This is a genomic window from Mycobacterium sp. D16Q16, assembly GCF_002013745.1.
Lineage (GTDB): Bacteria > Actinomycetota > Actinomycetes > Mycobacteriales > Mycobacteriaceae > Mycobacterium.
The window spans coordinates 14,912-30,698 of record NZ_MAEY01000026.1; the positions used below are offsets into that span (position 1 = coordinate 14,912).

Here is a 15,787-nt window from a genome sequence, read left to right on the forward strand (position 1 = left end):
GGTAGCTCAGCTGACTAGGTTCTGCACCCACACCGTCAGCCGGTTCCAATAGGCGAGCAGCCATTCGGCCGCGCTGTCGCCCGCGCTGGTGACCCACAGCATCGTGATCACGGCGACCAGTACCGCCAGGATCAACAAGGCGATCGCCCCACCGGAGAACCGGTTGCGGTACAGCGTCGCAACGGCCTTTGAGTCGACAAGCTTGGCACCGACCTTGAGCCGGGTCAGGAAGGTTGACGGATTGGACTGCTGGCGTTCGCGATCGAAGAACTCTTCGATGGATGCGGTATGCCCCACCGTCACGATCAACGATGCGCCGTGGTGATCGGCCAGCAGCAGCGCCAGGTCGGCGGCCGAACCCGCCGCCGGGAAGGTCACAGCGCCGACTCCCAGGTCCTGGATGCGCTCGAGCCCGGCGGCGTGCCCGTCGGCGTCGGCGGGAAGAACAACCTGCGCGCCGGATTTCAGGACATCGTTACTCATCAGCAGCGGGTCCCCCACCACGATGAGCGGCCGGTAGCCGGCCTTGCGCAGGATGTCGGCGCCGGTCCCGACTCCGATGAGAACCGGTTGGTACTCCTTGATGAACGGCTTGAGGTTCTTCAGGTCGTGGGCGGCACCCACGCCGTCGGACACGACGATGACATGGCGATTACGCAGGTCGATGTCGACGTCCGGGATACCGATGCCGTCGATCAGCAGCGGACTCTCGCTGCGGATGAACTCGATGGTGTTGCCGGAGAAGGCCTCCAGGTGCGCGACCAATCCGGTCTTGGCCTCGGTCATCAGGTGGTGCACATCCGCATCGGTGCGCGGCGTCCCGGCGATGAGGCGGCGGTCACCGTTGTAGATGCCGCCGTTGTGCACGCGAACCGTGGAGCCGTCCTTGACCTTTTTGAAGACCTCGGGTCCGATGCTGTCGATGAGGATGATGCCGTTGGCGACCAGCACCTCGGGCCCCAGATTCGGGTAGCGACCGGAGATCGACGGTGAGACGTTCACGACGGCGCTGACGCGCGCGTCGACGAGAGCGTCTGCCGTGATCCGATCCAGATCCAGGATGTCGATGACGGCAATATCACCCGGATTGAGGCGTTGGAGCAGCCGGTTGATGTCCCTGTCGGTCCGTACTGTTCCGACGATGCCAGGCCGGGAGCTGCTGCTTCGAGTGAGCATCGTGGTCAAGTTCATACAGCTGATGATGGCTCGCGGGGCAGCTCAGGCAGTGGAGGCGCGCCGTAACACCTGTCACATTAGTCACTCCAGCACCCCTGGAATCGAGGCCGAGCGGGCGCGTATCGCGCTGGTCACCTGCGGTTTGCGTACCACAAGCCTCTGCTCGTGGAGTAGGACTCAGCCTCGCTCGGAGCGGGCGGCGTCCAGCAGCTCACGCGCATGCGCCCGGCCGGTGTCGGAGTCGCCGAGCCCGGCGAGCATCCGGGCCAGCTCGGCAACCCGATCCTCGTCGTCCAGACGGCGCACGCCGCTGCCCTTGCTGCTTACCCGGTCGACCGTGAGGTGGATATCGGCGAACGCGGCGACCTGGGGCAGGTGCGTCACGACGATCACCTGGTGGGTGTGCGCCAGCTTGGCCAACCGCCTGCCGATCTGCACGGCCGCACGGCCGCCCACACCCGCATCGACTTCGTCGAACACCATGGTGGTCCCGGCAGTCGAGGCGGCAAGCACCACCTCGAGGGCCAGCATTACGCGCGAGAGCTCGCCACCGGATGCGCTCTTGGCCAGCGGCAGCATGGGGTTGTCGCGATGCGCGGCGAATCCGAATTCGACGGCATCGGCACCCGCTGATCCGGCGTGCACCGTCTGCCCGGACGGCAGCGTCAAGGGCGCCACATCATCGGTGCGAGCCGGAATGGGCTCCACGGCGATGGTGAACGCGGCTCGGTCCATCGCCAGACCCGCCAGCTCGGCAGTGACGGCTTTGCCCAGCGCCTTGGCTGCCTTGGAACGTGCCTTGGTCAGACCTGTTGCGGCGGTGGCCAGTTCGCTGGCGAGTCGATCCACGCGGGCGGAGATGGCATTGAGTGTTTCTTCGGAGGTGTCGACCTCGGCCAGCCTGCCGCGTGCCTCCTGCGCCCACGCGATCACCCCATCGAGGTTGGCGGCGTACTTGCGGGTCAGCGTGCGCAACTGTCCCTGGCGTGCCAGCTTCCCCTCGAGCGTGCTTGCATCACTCGGCAATTCGTCGGTAAACGCGGTCAGCTCACGGGATACGTCACTGACCACCGCGAGCGCCTCGGCCAATTGTGGCGCCAGAGCCCGCAGTGCGGCATCGTCGGTGGCCTCCAGCAGAACCTTGGCCTTCGCGATGCGATCGATCGCCGAATGGGAATCGTCGGCCGCGCCATTCGAATCCGAGCCCGCCAGCGCCGCACGCGCGGAGGCCGCCGCATCACGCAGCGCGTCGAGTTCGGACAGGCGATGGATCTCGGCGGTGAGTTGATCGTCCTCCCCCGGTTTGGGGTCGACGGCATCGATCTCGTTGAGCGCGAATCCAAGTCGGTCGGCTTCCTGCGCGAGCTCACGCGCCCGGTTGGTGCGGTCGATGAGGTCGCGCCGCGCGGTGAGCCATTCCTCGCGCAGCTTGCGGTAGGTGGTCAGTAACGCCTCGATACTGGCCGGACCGTCCGAGGCGAATCTGTCCAATGCCGCGAGCTGCTGCTCGGGGCGCATCAGACGCAGCTGGTCGTTCTGGCCGTGCACCGTGAGCAGACCCGCGGTGAAGCTAGCGAGTGACTTGGCGGGCACGCTGCGTCCACCCAGGTACGCGCGGGAGCGGCCATCTGAGGTCACCGAGCGCGCCGCGATCACGCTGCCGTCGTCGTCCCGTTGCGCTCCCGAGGAATCCAGCACCTCGGTGACATCGGTGGGCTCGGCGCCCAGCGGATCGGTCGTGAGAAATCGGCCCTCGACCACGGCACGGTCCGCACCCGCCCGCACCCGGTTGGCGTCCGCGCGCGCGCCGCCGAGCAGATGCAAACTGGTGACCACCATGGTCTTACCGGCGCCGGTTTCGCCGGTCAGCACGGTCAGCCCGCTGTCGAACTCCGCGGTGGCAGCAGGGATGGCGCCAAGGGACTCGATGCGAATCTCGGTGAGCACGACTACCTTCCCCGCCAGCCCTTGACGGGCAAGTGGAACTTACGCACGACCCGATCCGCGAATGGCTTGCTGTCCAAGCGTGCCCACAGCACCGGCTGATGGCCGCGCACCACTTCGACCCGCCCGCCCGGCGGTACCCGAATCTCGCGGCGGCCGTCACAGAAGAGCAGTGCGTCATGCCCGTCGGCCTCGATCTCGACGGCCACGGTGGAGGCGGGGCTAGTCACCATCGGCCGAGCGAACAATGCGTGAGCGTTGTTGGGCACCACGAGAATCGCGTCCAGGTCGGGCCAGACAACCGGTCCACCGGCCGAGAACGCGTAGGCGGTGGATCCCGTTGGGGTGGAGACGAGAACTCCGTCGCACCCGAACGCCGATACCGGACGAGCGTCCACCTCCAGTACCACGCCGAGCACGCCAAGCCGGGGACCCTTTTCGATGCTCACCTCGTTGAGTGCCCAGCCGCGTTCCACCACGTCGCCGCCGATGCGGACCAGCACGTCCAGTGTCATCCGGGTCTCGACGCGGTAGGTGCCCTCCACCACATGGGTGAGGACGGCGTCGATCGCCTCGGCCTCCACCTCGGCGAGAAAACCGATGCGGCCCAGGTTGACTCCGAGTACGGGTGCGGTCGCGCTGCGTGCGAGGTCGGCTGCCCGGAGGAAGGTGCCGTCCCCGCCCAGAACCAAAACCAACTCGCAGCCGGTGGCGGCATCCTGATCGGCGTCGACAACCTCGACGCCTACGCCGAGCGAGCGAAACTCAATCGGGTCCAGGTGTACCGGTCCGCGATCGATGGCCTCCGCGGACAGCACCCGCAGCGTGATGCCGTTCTCCCCCAGCGTTTTCGCGACGCGGCGGGCGGTCTCGGTCACCTCCTCACGGCCGGTGTGAGCGACCAGCAGGATTTTGCGTTCGGTCGCCTGCGTCTGATGTTCTTCGCCCGCGCGGGTCATCACTGCGGCCCCTTCGTAATAGCTTCGGCAACGGCTGCCTCAACATCCAGGCCGGAATCTGTTTTCCGTAGCCATAGGAAGTACTCGACGTTTCCGGACGGCCCGGGCAGCGGGCTGGCCGTCACTCCCGCGGTGTGCCAACCCTGCGTCTGCGCGCGGCGGGCAACGGACACCACAGCATCGGCGCGCAGCTGCGGATCACGCACCACTCCTCCGGTGCCGACTAGCTCCTTACCCACCTCGAACTGGGGTTTGACCATCGGCACGATATCGGCATCGGTTGTGGCACAGGCGATCAGCGCATCGAGAACCAAAGCGAGCGATATGAAGGAGAGGTCGGCGACGATCAGTTGCGCTGGTCCGCCGATCAGCTCGGGGGTCAGGGTGCGCACATTGGTCCGATCGAGAACCGTGACCCGGTCGTCGGACTGCAGGGACCAGGCCAGTTGTCCATACCCGACATCGGCGGCCACCACCTCGCGTGCGCCCGAGCGCAGGAGTACCTCGGTGAACCCGCCCGTCGATGCCCCGGCGTCCAGGCAGCGCTTGTCGTCGACGGAAAGCCCCTGTGGGCCAAAGGCGTCAAGTGCCCCGAGAAGTTTGTGAGCGCCGCGCGATACCCACTTGTCCCCGGGCTCCCCCTGCACCACAAGGGATGCCGTCGCCGGCACGGCTGTCGCGGCCTTGGCGGCCGGTATGCCGTCGATACGCACCCGGCCCGCGTCGATCAGTTCAGCTGCCTGCTGACGCGAACGCGCGAGTCCTCGGCGCACCAATTCGGCGTCGACCCTGGCGTGCCGGGCCATGGCTATCCCTGCTCCGCGGATTCCAGTGCTCGGACCAACACATCATGTGCCTGCTCCAGGACCTGGGCTTGGGTCTCGAGATCCAGTTCAGCCTCGGATTCGCCGAAGCCGGCGGGTGGGTCGAGCTGACCCAGCAGCGCCTGAACCTGGGACCGGACCTCATCGGGGTCAGGTCCACCAGCCTGGCGGGCGACATCGTTCGGGGTGGTCATCGCGCTCAAGGCTAGTGGATCTCCCCGGAGTGGCAGGGGCGGCGACACACTATCCGGCAGAAAGCTGCTGCAAGACTCGTTCTGCCAGGTCATCGGCAGGCACGATGGGCCTGATGACCGGGGCGGAGTCCGTCGCCCACACCGCCGCTGCCAGGGCCTGTGCCAGCGACAAGGGCGACCCCGCGTCACCGACGGCACCGATCGACACCTGGCCGACATCCACGGTCACCCGCCACGACGGCTTTGGTTCGATACGCACCTCGGACTGCGGTAGGTGCAATGCCGCCAGATCGGTCCCCAGGAACGTCGGTCGGTGCGCGGTGTCCGCCCAGATCGCGTCGATGGCGCTGTTCACGCCGGTGAGCACCAGGAGACTGGGCAGGCCCGCGGCATTGGCTCCGGAAATGTCGGTATCGAGCCGGTCCCCGACAACGAGAGGCCGCGTGAAGTTGCCGCGTGCCAACGCGTCCTCGATGAGGGCACGCCCCGGCTTGCCGGCCACGATGGGATCGGCATCGGTGGCGGTGCGCAGGGCGGCGACCATGGACCCGTTTCCGGGCAGCAGACCGCGCTCGGTGGGCAATGTGGCATCCACATTGGCCGCCACCCAATAGGCGCCCGCCCGGATGGCGAGTGCGGCCTCGGCAAGGGTGGTCCAACAGGTGTCCGGTGAATGCCCCTGCACCACGGCGCGTGGGGCCCTGTCGAAGCTGCGCACCGGGGTGAGACCCACGGCGGCCACCTCGGCGGCCAGCGCCTCGGTGCCGACCACGAGTACCGCGTCATCGCGCTCGAGCGCCTCGGCGAGCAGCCTCGCCGCACTCTGTGCGCTGGTGACAACGTCACCGGGGGTAGCGGCGAATCCCAGGGAGGTGAGGTGCTCAGCTACCTCGGGCGCGGACCGGCTCGCATTGTTGGTGACGTACAGCTGCCGCGCGTCGCCGGCCGCCGACAACGCTGCGATGGCGTTCGGGGTGGGTTCGGCACCCCGGAACACCGTGCCGTCGAGGTCCAGGAGCAGGCAGTCGTGGGCGCCGGCGAGTGTGTCAGGCAAGTTCGGCAGCCCGATCCTCGGCGTCCGTGTGGCCTTCGACATCGGCATCCGCGGAGTGCAGGAACCATTGCACTGCTTCGGGTTTGCGATCCAAAGCCAGGAGAATGTCGGCGTAGGCGTAGAACAGCCGCGCCGCGACCACACCAACACGCTTCGGATCGGGTGCGGGCGTGGACAGCACCGCCAACGCCTGATCGAGCTGACCCATATCGGCGCGTGCACCGGCGATGACGATGCGCAGTTCGTCGGCGGCATCGCCGGTGAGCGCCTTGGCTTCATCGCCACGGGCGAGCTCGATGGCGCGCTCGGGTCGACCGACTCCCCGTTCACAATCGGCGATCAGCGCCAGCAGCGGCGACCGCGTGCCCATGCGCTTGGCCGCGCGCAACTCGGACAATGCCAGCGCCCAGTCTCCGCAGTGATAGGCGGCGATGCCGAGCGCTTCGCGCACTCCGGCGATACGGGCCGCACGGCTCTTGGCGGCCTTGGCGTGCTCCAGCGCGGCCTCCGGGTCCTCGTCGAGCAGGTTGCCCGCCACGACCAGGTGCCGGGCCACCGTGTCGGCGGTGTTCTTGTCGAGGCTGAGTAACTCGGCGCGCACATCGTGGGCCAGCTGCTTGGCCTCGACCTCGTCAGGAATGGTCGGGCCGAAGTTTCGTGGGGCCTGGCGGTCGTCGGTGCGCCGAGGCCGCGGTGCCTGATTTCGCTGAGATCGATCACCGCCGCGCTCGTCCGACCGGCGCGGACGCGCTGCGCCGCCGCCGCGGTCGTCGCGCCGCGCACCTGAATCCTGGGCGGGGCGACTCGTGCCGTGCTTTTTGGGCCCCTGTTGCCTGGGTCCTCGCTGGTCCACGGGCACCTCCTTTGATCGATGAGTCCCCCACGCATGGGAGGTGCCCCCAGCTTGCGCGAAGACCATGTATTACAGCGCGAGTATGCCGGTAACAGGCCCTTCGCCGGAAATTCGGTGGCAATCGCGGTGATCCGTTGCGCAGACTGAACGCTATGAGCCATGTGCAGCTCGATGCCATCGGCTACCACCTCCCGGACGGCAGAGCACTTCTTCACGATGTCAGCCTCCGCGTCGGCGAAGGCAGCAAAACCGCGTTGATCGGCCCCAACGGGACCGGTAAGACGACGCTGTTGCGCGTCATCGCCGGCGACACGGATCCGCACGACGGGTCCGTCACGCGTGGCGGGCAGCTCGGCGTGATGCGACAGTTCATCGGTTCCGTTCGTGACGACTCGACCGTCCGCGATCTGCTGCTATCGGTAGCACCGGATCGCATCCGAGCAGCCGCCGGTCGTCTGGACCGCACCGAGCTGGCACTCATGGAGCATGACAGCGAACGCGATCAGCTCGCCTATGCGCAGGCGCTGGCCGACTGGGCCGATGTGGGCGGATACGAGTTCGAGACCGAATGTGACGTGCACACCATGGCGGCGCTGGGAATCCCGTTCGAACTGGCCAGATTTCGCGGCGTGAACACACTTTCGGGAGGTCAGCAGAAGCGACTGGTCCTCGAATCGCTGCTGCGTGGTCCGCACGAGGTGCTGCTGCTCGACGAGCCCGACAACTATCTGGATGTTCCGGCCAAGCGGTGGCTTGAGGAGCGGCTGGCGGAGTCGCCCAAGACTGTCCTGTTCGTCAGCCATGATCGGGAGCTGATCAATCGCGTTGCCGGCCAAGTCGCCACGTTGGAACCCACCCGGTCCGGGTCCTCGCTGTGGGTGCATCCGGGGTCGTTCGCGACGTATCACCAGGCGCGGGCAGACCGGAACGCCAAACTCGCCGAGTTGCGCCGCCGCTGGGACGAACAGCGTGCGGCGCTGCGTGATCTGGTGTTGATGTATCGGCAGAAGGCGGCCTACAACTCCGATATGGCCAGCCGCCTACAGGCAGCCGAGACCCGGCTGCGTCGATTCGACGAGGCGGGGCCACCCGAAGCAGTCCCGCTGCGGCAGAACGTTCGCATGCGTCTCACCGGTGGTCGCACCGCCAAGCGTGCCGTGATTGCGGAGAACCTCGAGTTGACTGGTCTCACACAGCCATTCGATACCGAGTTGTGGTATGGGGATCGGGTCGCGGTGCTGGGCGGTAACGGCACCGGCAAGTCGCATTTCCTGCGGCTGCTGGCCTGCGGGGGCAGCGATCCGGAGCCAGACCAGCTGCCGGTGGGCGACATGATTCCCGAAGCGGTGCGCCACGACGGGCGATTGCGGCTCGGCGCGAGAGTCCGGCCGGGTTGGTTCGCGCAGACGCACCATCACGAGGCGCTGATGGATCGGACACTGCTGGACATCCTGCATCACGGGGATGAACGGCGCCCAGGACACGGACGTGAGCAGGCCTCACGGATCCTGGATCGCTATGGTCTGGCGCCGTCGGCCGAGCAGACCTTCGGCTCGCTATCCGGTGGACAGCAGGGCCGATTCCAGATCCTGCTGCTGGAGTTGATGGGGTCGACATTGCTGCTACTCGATGAGCCGACCGACAACCTGGACCTGCATTCGGCGGAGGCATTGGAAGATGCGCTGGCGGCCTTCGATGGGACGGTGATCGCGGTCACCCACGATCGATGGTTCGCCCGGACCTTCACGCGCTACCTCGTCTTCGGCGTGGACGGCAAGGTGAAGGAATCCGTTGAACCCCAATGGGTGTAGCGAAATCTACGACCCGCGTACCCGCTGCACCCCGGCGATGTTGCGCTTTCCGCGACGAAGCACCAGCCAACCGCCGGTGAGGTAGTCGCCGTCGCTCGGAGTCCACTCCTCGGCGTCCACCCGGGTGTTGTTGACGTACACACCGCCCTCCTTGAGGGTGCGGCGTGCGGCGCCCTTGCTCTCCGAAAGTCCGCTGCTGACCAGGAGATCAACGATGGTGTCGGGTTGCCCGTCCGCGAGCCGGGCGGGCTCTCCGTTGCCGGCCTCGGTGAGCGCCGCGGTCAGTGTGCCCTCGTCGAGACGGTCCAGCTCGCCGCGACCGAACAGCGCGCCGCTGGCGAGTTCGACTGCTTGGGTGGCACTTTCGCCGTGTACGAGGGTGGTGACCTCTGCGGCCAGCCGACGCTGTGCGGCACGCTCGTGCGCCCGCTCGGCCGTCGCGGCCTCAAGCTCACCGACCTCATCGGCGGACAGGAAGGTGAACCAGCGCAGGTAGCGCACTACGTCGGCGTCGGCGGTGTTGATGAAGTACTGGTACCAGGCGTATGGACTCGTCATGTCGGGATCGAGCCAGAGGTTGCCGCCCCCGGTGGACTTGCCGAACTTGGTGCCGTCGGCCGCCGTCACCAATGGAACGGTCAACGCATGCACGGAGGCGCCGTCGAGCTGGCGGGCCAGCCGGACGCCGGCGACGATATTGCCCCACTGGTCCGAGCCGCCTATCTGCAACGAGCAGCCGTACTTTCGGTGCAACTGCACGTAGTCATTCGCCTGCAGCAGCATGTACGAGAACTCGGTGTAGGAGATGCCATCGCCCTCCAGTCGGCGGCGGATGGTGTCCCGGTCGAGCATGACGTTGACGGAGAAGTGCTTGCCCAGATCCCGCAGGAACTCCAGGGCGGACAGCTGGCCGGTCCAATCGAGATTGTTCGCGACGACGGCTCCGGTTGAGGTGTCATCGAATTCGACGAACCGCTCGAGTTGCCCGCGGATTCGATCGGCCCACTCGGCCACGGTGTCCGCGCCGTGCAGGCTGCGTTCGGAGGTGTCGCGCGGGTCTCCGATGAGGCCCGTGGCTCCTCCGGCCAGCACGATCGGCCGATGCCCCGCCCGCTGGAATCGGCTCAGTGTCAGCAGCGGCACCAGATGCCCGGCGTGCAGACTCGCGGCGGTGGGGTCAAAACCCCCATAGACGCTGATTGGCCCCTTCGCGATATCGGCCGCGAGTGTGTCGCGGTCGGTCGTCTGCGCGATGAGGCCGCGCCATGTGAGCTCATCGAGGATGTCGGATGAGCCGCTGGCGCGAAGACCGTCAGTTGTAGAAACCACGGCAACGATCATCCCCTATCGGGTTCAGCGTGCGGGATACCGCTCATCCCATCGCGGCCCCGAAGGCCCGACAAGATCGTCGGCGACGGTGGCGATGACCTCGCGCAGCTCGAGCCGATCCAGCCAATCCGTGGGTAACGCCCGCATGCCCCACATCGCGCCGAGGATGTTTCCGGTGATGGACCCGGTGGAGTCGGAGTCGCCGGAATGGTTCACCGACAATCGGATTCCGTCCTTGAAGTCGCGCGCACGTGCGGCCGCACAGACACCGATGGCCAGCGCTTCCTCCCCGACCCATCCGCCACCCAGCTGGGATGCGATCCGTTCCGGCGTGGGCCGTTCCTGCGCGGCGAGCTCGACAGCCCGGCTGAGGGCTTCGTGTGTCTCCTCGTATCCGGAATGTGCGGTGAGCAGATCCAGTGCGCTCCGCACGGCCTCCGCCAGCGATGCCCCAGCGGCCAATCGATTGACGATCACCGCGAGCGCCCCGGCACTGAGGTAACCACTGGGATGCGAGTGGGTGAGCGCGCCCATATCCGCGGCCAGCTCGAAGGCCACGGCCGGGTCACCCTCGGCGAGTCCCACCGGTGCGGCTCGCATCACGGCCCCGCATCCCTTGGAATTGTTCAGCGAGTGCGTGCGCGAACCGCGCTCGCGGGCAGGCGAACTGGTGGACTCGAGCGCCGATAGGCAGGTGTTCCCGGGCGCGCGCAGCGAGTGCAGCTCGGCGACCGTGATCAGCCATCCATCGATGACATCCACAGGCACCTGGCCGCCTTGGGTATGTAGCCAGCGCAGGTAGGCACGATGCGCGATGCCGGCCGGGGCGTTCGTGGGGTCACGGCGAGCCCGGATGAGCGCCTCTGCCGTAAATAGCGTCATTTGCGTGTCGTCGGTGATGAGTATCGGCCGCCCCGGTGCGGGTTCGGCGATGCCGTCACGCCCGAACTGCAGCCGGATCTGCTCGACGCTGTCAAACTCGACGAACCCACCGAGGGCGTCACCGAGTGCACCGCCGAGCAGCGATGCGCGTACTCGTCCGTCAGGCATACAGCTCAGTATCGGGTTGCGGCGCACGGGGACTACGCCGGTATGCGGAAACCTCCGGATATCCGGGCAGCCAGAACCGCCAGGGACGGTCCGCGGCCACGCTGACACCCACTCGCGGCCCCGACTGCGCCTTCTGCCGTCGGCTCAATGTGACACGTACCGGACTGGGCGCGGAGAAGATATCGACGCCGTTGTCCTCGGGGGTGACGGCGAGAGCGGCACCCAGGTTTCCGGGGCCGCGGGCCAAACCCGCGTCATCCCGGGCGGTGGGGCGCCGCTGCCAGCATGTGGGCGCACCGTCCACGATCGCTGCGGCCCGCATCAGTACCCCGCCGGCGATACCGTCCGGGCCGCAGACCACGTTGGCGCACAAGTGAATTCCATGGCTTCGATACACGTACAGGTGACCGGCGGGCCCGAACATGACCCGATTGCGATTCGTAGGCCCGCGAAACGAGTGTGAGGCGGGATCGGGCCACGGCCCGTCGGGCACGCCCCCGTAGGCCTCTACTTCGACGATCACCGCTCGAACTCCGCGGGATTCGATAGTGGCACCGAGGAGGCGCTGTGCGGCTTTGACCGGGTGGGTCGTCAGGATCTCGGCACTCACCCCTCGATTGTCCTTGACACTCGAGCCGCTGGCCTCACTGACGGCTGAGGGGATAGCCCTCACCGTGGGGCCGAACATTCAGCGGTATCTGACGGGCGAGCTGCCGAGTATCACTCGGTGAAGCGCTGGTGCTCCGCGTCGGTCACGTCGCGCGCCTCGTCGGGCAGGAGCACCGGGATGGAGTTCTCGATCCGGTAGGCCTTGTGTAGGCGCGGGTTGTAGAGAGTGCCATCGGTCTCACTGCCGATGAGCAGGAGTGTTCCGCGGTCAATCGGGCAGACCAGGATGTCGAGGAGTGCGGCGTCAAGTGGCATGGCGGTGATATCAGCCCAGCGGGATGTTCTCGTTGAAGATCTGCTGGCCCCCGCCTCCGCTGACGCCGATACCCGGTCCCGGGCTGACATTGGGCGGCCCACCGTTCGGATTGTTGGATCCGTTGGTGCCGCTGATGCCGATATGGACGGGCTGCTGTGGCTTCTGAGCAGCCTTGAGGAACTGGGACTGCGTGGCGATGACCGACTTCAGCGAGTTGATCAGGGGCATCTGGCTGGGCCGCTTGTCGAGCGCGGCCTTCAGGGCGTCATTCTGCGCGGAGCTCACCTGGGCGCCCCTGGCGCGCAGCTGAAGCGCCGTACGCACCAGGTTGGACACCTGACCGCCACTGGTTCCGGTGGAGTACTCGTGCGCGATGTCGTCCAGCACATCCGCGCTGGCGGTGCCGACACCGGGTCCGAACACCAGGGCTGCGGAGAGACCGGCGGCAGCCAGTGCGGTGCCAGTGAGGGCACGTAGGCGTGTCGGCATGACGAGTTCCTTCCGGGTGTCGCGGAGGTCAGCCTAACAACAACCCGCCACATCAGCAGCGGAAGGCGCGGGGAACCGCGCTGGTGCAGCCCCGATGCGGGCTACTGCGCTGCTCCCTGCAGCGCGTCATACGTCGCGGCGGTCAACCGATGGTAGGCACCCGATTCTGGGTCGAGATACCAGGTTTGCCGCCCCGGTTTCGGGAACCCGGACGCCCGAAGGTGTGTGGTGGACGGGCGATACGTGGCACTCAGCGGCAGGGTCGGTACCACCTTGACGATATCGGGGCGTTCCGAGATCGGCACGGAGGCAAACGCTTCCGCCAGGTCGGCAGGCGATATCGCTTCGCCGGGCCGGAGAACCACCGCGGTCACCGCGACGTTGGTCTCACCGGACTCGACGGGATATGTCGCGACCACATCGATGGCGCTCACCGAACCCAGTGCGTGACTGGTGGCTTCGGCGTACACAACGCCGTGTGCGGTGCGGATCGCGGTGTTTCGGCCGTCGAGCATCCAGAAATCGCCGTCCTCGTCGCGGCGGAAGAGAGATTCCGAAGATACCCAGGTGTCGCCCGGGGCGAACACGCCGCGCCGGACCGCCGCGGCGGGGTCCACGTCTCCAGGCGGCTTCGCCAAAAGCAACCCCACCTCGCCGGGCCTGGCGATCTGGACGAATCCGTCTTCACCTTCGATGATCACGTCGTCGACGGGGTCGTAGGCGGCGAGCCGCACCTTGCCGCCACCAGGAAGCGGTCGGCCCTTGCTGCCGATTTTGGTACCGGACACATTGGCCAGTACCGCTTCCCCGTCGGTGGTCGCGAAGAACTCGACGACATGAGCGGGTGCGAACCTCTCGGTGACACGCCGCCACAGGCCCGAGGGCATACCCGAACCGATGAACAACCGCACCGGATGATGGGCGCCCAACTCCAGGGAAGGATCGTCGATGACCTCATGCATCATCGCCCAGGTGTAGGAGACGACGGTCACGCCGTACTGGTGCACCTCTTGCACGAATCGATCGGGATTGAGCCCGCGTGACAACGCAATTCGCGCCCCACCTGCCACTGCCCCACCCAGGCTCACTAAGAGCCCCGACTGATGGTGCAGCGGTGTGAGGCAGTACACGGTGTCATTGGCGTTAAGTGCGGCCGCCGACGCGGTACCGAACGCCGACAACGCCCACCGGTGGTTGGTGATCTGCTTGGGCACCAGGCGGGACCCGTACCCACTGAACATCACGAAGGCCAGATCGCGGGCCTGCCCTGGATCGGGCCGGTACCACCCGGGCAGCTCGACCGCGTCGGGGTCGATCTTCTCCATGTCGATGATCGAGCCGTCGTCCGGTATGGACAGGTCGCGCGACTCGCCACCGCCGAGTACCAGAATGTGCACGGGAAGATCTTGTGCGGCAGGAAGATTCGGCGGATCGGTGAGTAGTTCGGAAATCTCACCCAGCTTCACCGCGACCTCAAGGTCGGCATCGGGAGGCAGCAGCACCGCAACGGCCCCCAGCCGGGACAGCGCGGCGATCGCCACCAGGGCGCTGGGCCGGGTCTCCATCAGAACACCCACCCGGACGCCCTGACGCACGCCCACCTCGATGAGGCCCCTGACCACGTTGTTGATGCGGCGATCCACCGCCTCATAGGTGTGTAGCCGGCCGTCGAACAGGAAGCTCTCACCATGCGGCGTGCGGCGTGCCTGTTCGGTCATCAACCGGCCCAGGGAGATGCGGGTGTGATCGTGAATCTGCCCGAGACGCGTCAACCGTGGCAGCGTGCGAACCGCTTCGACGGCAATGGATTTCACTGACTTGTTCGCGGCCGCCGCGGCTGCGCCCGCGGTTCGGGCGGCTGCGATGGCGACCTCGGTGGTGGTGCTCAAACCATGTGCTACCCGGGACGTGAGCGGGACACCGCCGCCGTCGAGCTGGCCGCTTTCGTGCTCGTACATGAGGTCGACCGACGGGGGTTTTGTCGCCTCGCCCTCCCGCCACTGCACCCACTGGCTGACCGTCGGCCACGTCTGGGCCACGGCGGTCGAGCCGACGACAAGACCGAAGTGACCGGCGCGGATCAGGTACTCGTACACGTCGGCCTTCGGCGCGGCGCGCAGGATGCCGCGCACCGAAGCGGGCTGCCCGATGTCGTCCACCTCGCCCACCACCGCCAGGACTGGGCAGGTGATATCGCTGAGCGTGACCACGCGGTCATTGACGGTGAAGCCGCCGGTGGTCATCCGGTTGTGCACCACGAACTGGCGCAGCAGCTCGGCGATCGCGGGTCCGGACCAGGCGATCCACCCCTCATTGGCGAGGAACTTGCGCTGCTGTTCGCGCGGCAGCAGGGCATCGCGGTCATGCAGCTGCCGCAAGAAATCGAGGCGACCCTTGACGGTCTTGACCGGGTCCAGCATCTGGAATCCGATTCGCGCCGACCACGCTGGGATGGAGAACCGGCTGAAGATATGGTCGGCCATGAACTCGGCGATATCGGCCGAAAGCCCGGCGGGCAGTCCCATGGGCATGGCGGCGTTGGCGTCGACCGGCGAACCGAAGGTGATGATGCTCGCGATGGTCCGCGACTTGCGCAGTGCCGCAGTCTGATAGCAGAACATGCCGCCCTGGGAGTATCCGGCGAGGTGGACCTGACGGCCGGTGATCCTATGCACGGTCTCGATGGCGTCGCTGACGGCCACCACGTGATCGGACAGCGTGCGCTCCATGCCGCCGGCCATCCGGTCGGGGCTGCCGAAGTCGATGACCCATGGATCGATACCAGCGCGATGCAGGATGCCGACGGCGCCGCCATCTTGAGTAACGTCCCACATGTCGGCGGCCATCATCATCGGGTGCACCATGAGGACCACCGGTCCGGCGTCCGCCGCCTCGGTGGACCCCGGCGCGAAGTACCGGCGCAGCCGGTACATCGGCACGCTCTCGACGATTTGGTGCGAAGAGGCGGTGCTGCCGGTCTCCAGTCCGCCGAGACGCAGAACCTCCAGCCCGTTCTGCGCGGTGGCAGCCAGGCGCGCGACGGGCTTGGTCAAGGAGGAGAGATTGAAGGACACAGCTACTCCTTAGACCGATCATCCGCGATATTGCCCAGGTGAGGGCCTGCATATCCTGTCACAACGGGCGTATCGGGCTGACCGAATCCCCGTCACCGGATAGGA

At 66.8% G+C, this 15,787-nt stretch carries 14 protein-coding genes and 1 pseudogene; 2 read left to right on the top strand and 13 right to left on the bottom strand.

The features are described from left to right. Positions 1-6 precede the first annotated feature (6 nt). The 7 genes from steA to B4394_RS22330 form a co-directional block, all read right to left on the bottom strand. A complete protein-coding gene (steA, locus tag B4394_RS22300; protein WP_078312335.1) occupies positions 7-1,191 on the bottom strand; it encodes a putative cytokinetic ring protein SteA in 1,185 nt (394 codons plus the stop codon). A 162-nt stretch (positions 1,192-1,353) separates the two neighbouring features. Next, a complete protein-coding gene (recN, locus tag B4394_RS22305) occupies positions 1,354-3,123 on the bottom strand; it encodes a DNA repair protein RecN (RefSeq protein ID WP_078316304.1) in 1,770 nt (589 codons plus the stop codon). A gap of 2 nt (positions 3,124-3,125) precedes the next feature. Beyond that, positions 3,126-4,079, bottom strand: a complete 954-nt coding sequence (locus tag B4394_RS22310; protein WP_078312333.1) for an NAD kinase — start codon at positions 4,077-4,079, stop codon at positions 3,126-3,128. After that, positions 4,079-4,885, bottom strand: coding sequence for a TlyA family RNA methyltransferase (locus B4394_RS22315; RefSeq protein WP_078312332.1), 807 nt, complete (start codon positions 4,883-4,885; stop codon positions 4,079-4,081). Before B4394_RS22315 ends, B4394_RS22310 begins: the two co-directional genes overlap by 1 nt. Positions 4,886-4,887: 2 nt before the next feature. Next, positions 4,888-5,097, bottom strand: a complete 210-nt coding sequence (locus B4394_RS22320; RefSeq protein WP_078303231.1) for a hypothetical protein — start codon at positions 5,095-5,097, stop codon at positions 4,888-4,890. A gap of 49 nt (positions 5,098-5,146) precedes the next feature. Beyond that, entirely contained in the window at positions 5,147-6,151 is a 1,005-nt protein-coding gene (locus B4394_RS22325) for an HAD-IIA family hydrolase (RefSeq protein WP_139360382.1), read from the bottom strand. Continuing rightward, the gene (locus tag B4394_RS22330; RefSeq protein ID WP_078312360.1) at positions 6,144-6,791 is read right to left on the bottom strand and encodes a hypothetical protein; all 648 of its coding nucleotides are present in this window, start codon (positions 6,789-6,791) and stop codon (positions 6,144-6,146) included. The genes B4394_RS22325 and B4394_RS22330 overlap by 8 nt, the downstream gene beginning before the upstream one ends. Before the next feature lie 365 nt (positions 6,792-7,156). Between B4394_RS22330 and B4394_RS22335 the strand changes: the two genes are divergently transcribed. Next, positions 7,157-8,815 carry an ABC-F family ATP-binding cassette domain-containing protein gene (locus tag B4394_RS22335; protein ID WP_078316305.1) on the top strand — a complete coding sequence of 553 codons (1,659 nt, stop codon included), beginning with the start codon at positions 7,157-7,159 and terminating at the stop codon, positions 8,813-8,815. 6 nt (positions 8,816-8,821) lie between these two features. On the opposite strand, the gene tyrS is transcribed toward B4394_RS22335, so the two are convergent. From tyrS to B4394_RS22350, 3 genes are read right to left on the bottom strand one after another with little or no spacing between them, the layout of a single operon-like run. Beyond that, positions 8,822-10,156, bottom strand: coding sequence for a tyrosine--tRNA ligase (tyrS, locus tag B4394_RS22340; protein ID WP_078316306.1), 1,335 nt, complete (start codon positions 10,154-10,156; stop codon positions 8,822-8,824). 12 nt (positions 10,157-10,168) lie between these two features. Further along, the gene (locus tag B4394_RS22345) at positions 10,169-11,221 is read right to left on the bottom strand and encodes an ADP-ribosylglycohydrolase family protein (protein WP_139360384.1); all 1,053 of its coding nucleotides are present in this window, start codon (positions 11,219-11,221) and stop codon (positions 10,169-10,171) included. After that, positions 11,187-11,804, bottom strand: a complete 618-nt coding sequence (locus tag B4394_RS22350) for a DNA-3-methyladenine glycosylase (protein ID WP_078312327.1) — start codon at positions 11,802-11,804, stop codon at positions 11,187-11,189. The genes B4394_RS22345 and B4394_RS22350 overlap by 35 nt, the downstream gene beginning before the upstream one ends. A gap of 19 nt (positions 11,805-11,823) precedes the next feature. On the opposite strand from B4394_RS22350, the pseudogene B4394_RS25280 reads away from it, so the two are divergent. After that, a pseudogene (locus B4394_RS25280) lies at positions 11,824-11,925 on the top strand (TetR/AcrR family transcriptional regulator); the annotation flags it as partial. Here the strand turns inward: B4394_RS25280 and B4394_RS22355 are convergent. The 3 genes from B4394_RS22355 to B4394_RS22365 form a co-directional block, all read right to left on the bottom strand. Further along, positions 11,915-12,118, bottom strand: a complete 204-nt coding sequence (locus B4394_RS22355) for a Trm112 family protein (RefSeq protein WP_078316308.1) — start codon at positions 12,116-12,118, stop codon at positions 11,915-11,917. The pseudogene B4394_RS25280 and the gene B4394_RS22355 overlap by 11 nt on opposite strands. Positions 12,119-12,128: 10 nt before the next feature. Beyond that, entirely contained in the window at positions 12,129-12,608 is a 480-nt protein-coding gene (locus B4394_RS22360; protein ID WP_078312325.1) for a hypothetical protein, read from the bottom strand. 101 nt (positions 12,609-12,709) lie between these two features. Further along, the gene (locus tag B4394_RS22365) at positions 12,710-15,682 is read right to left on the bottom strand and encodes an acyl-CoA synthetase (protein ID WP_078316309.1); all 2,973 of its coding nucleotides are present in this window, start codon (positions 15,680-15,682) and stop codon (positions 12,710-12,712) included. Positions 15,683-15,787: the final 105 nt, after the last annotated feature.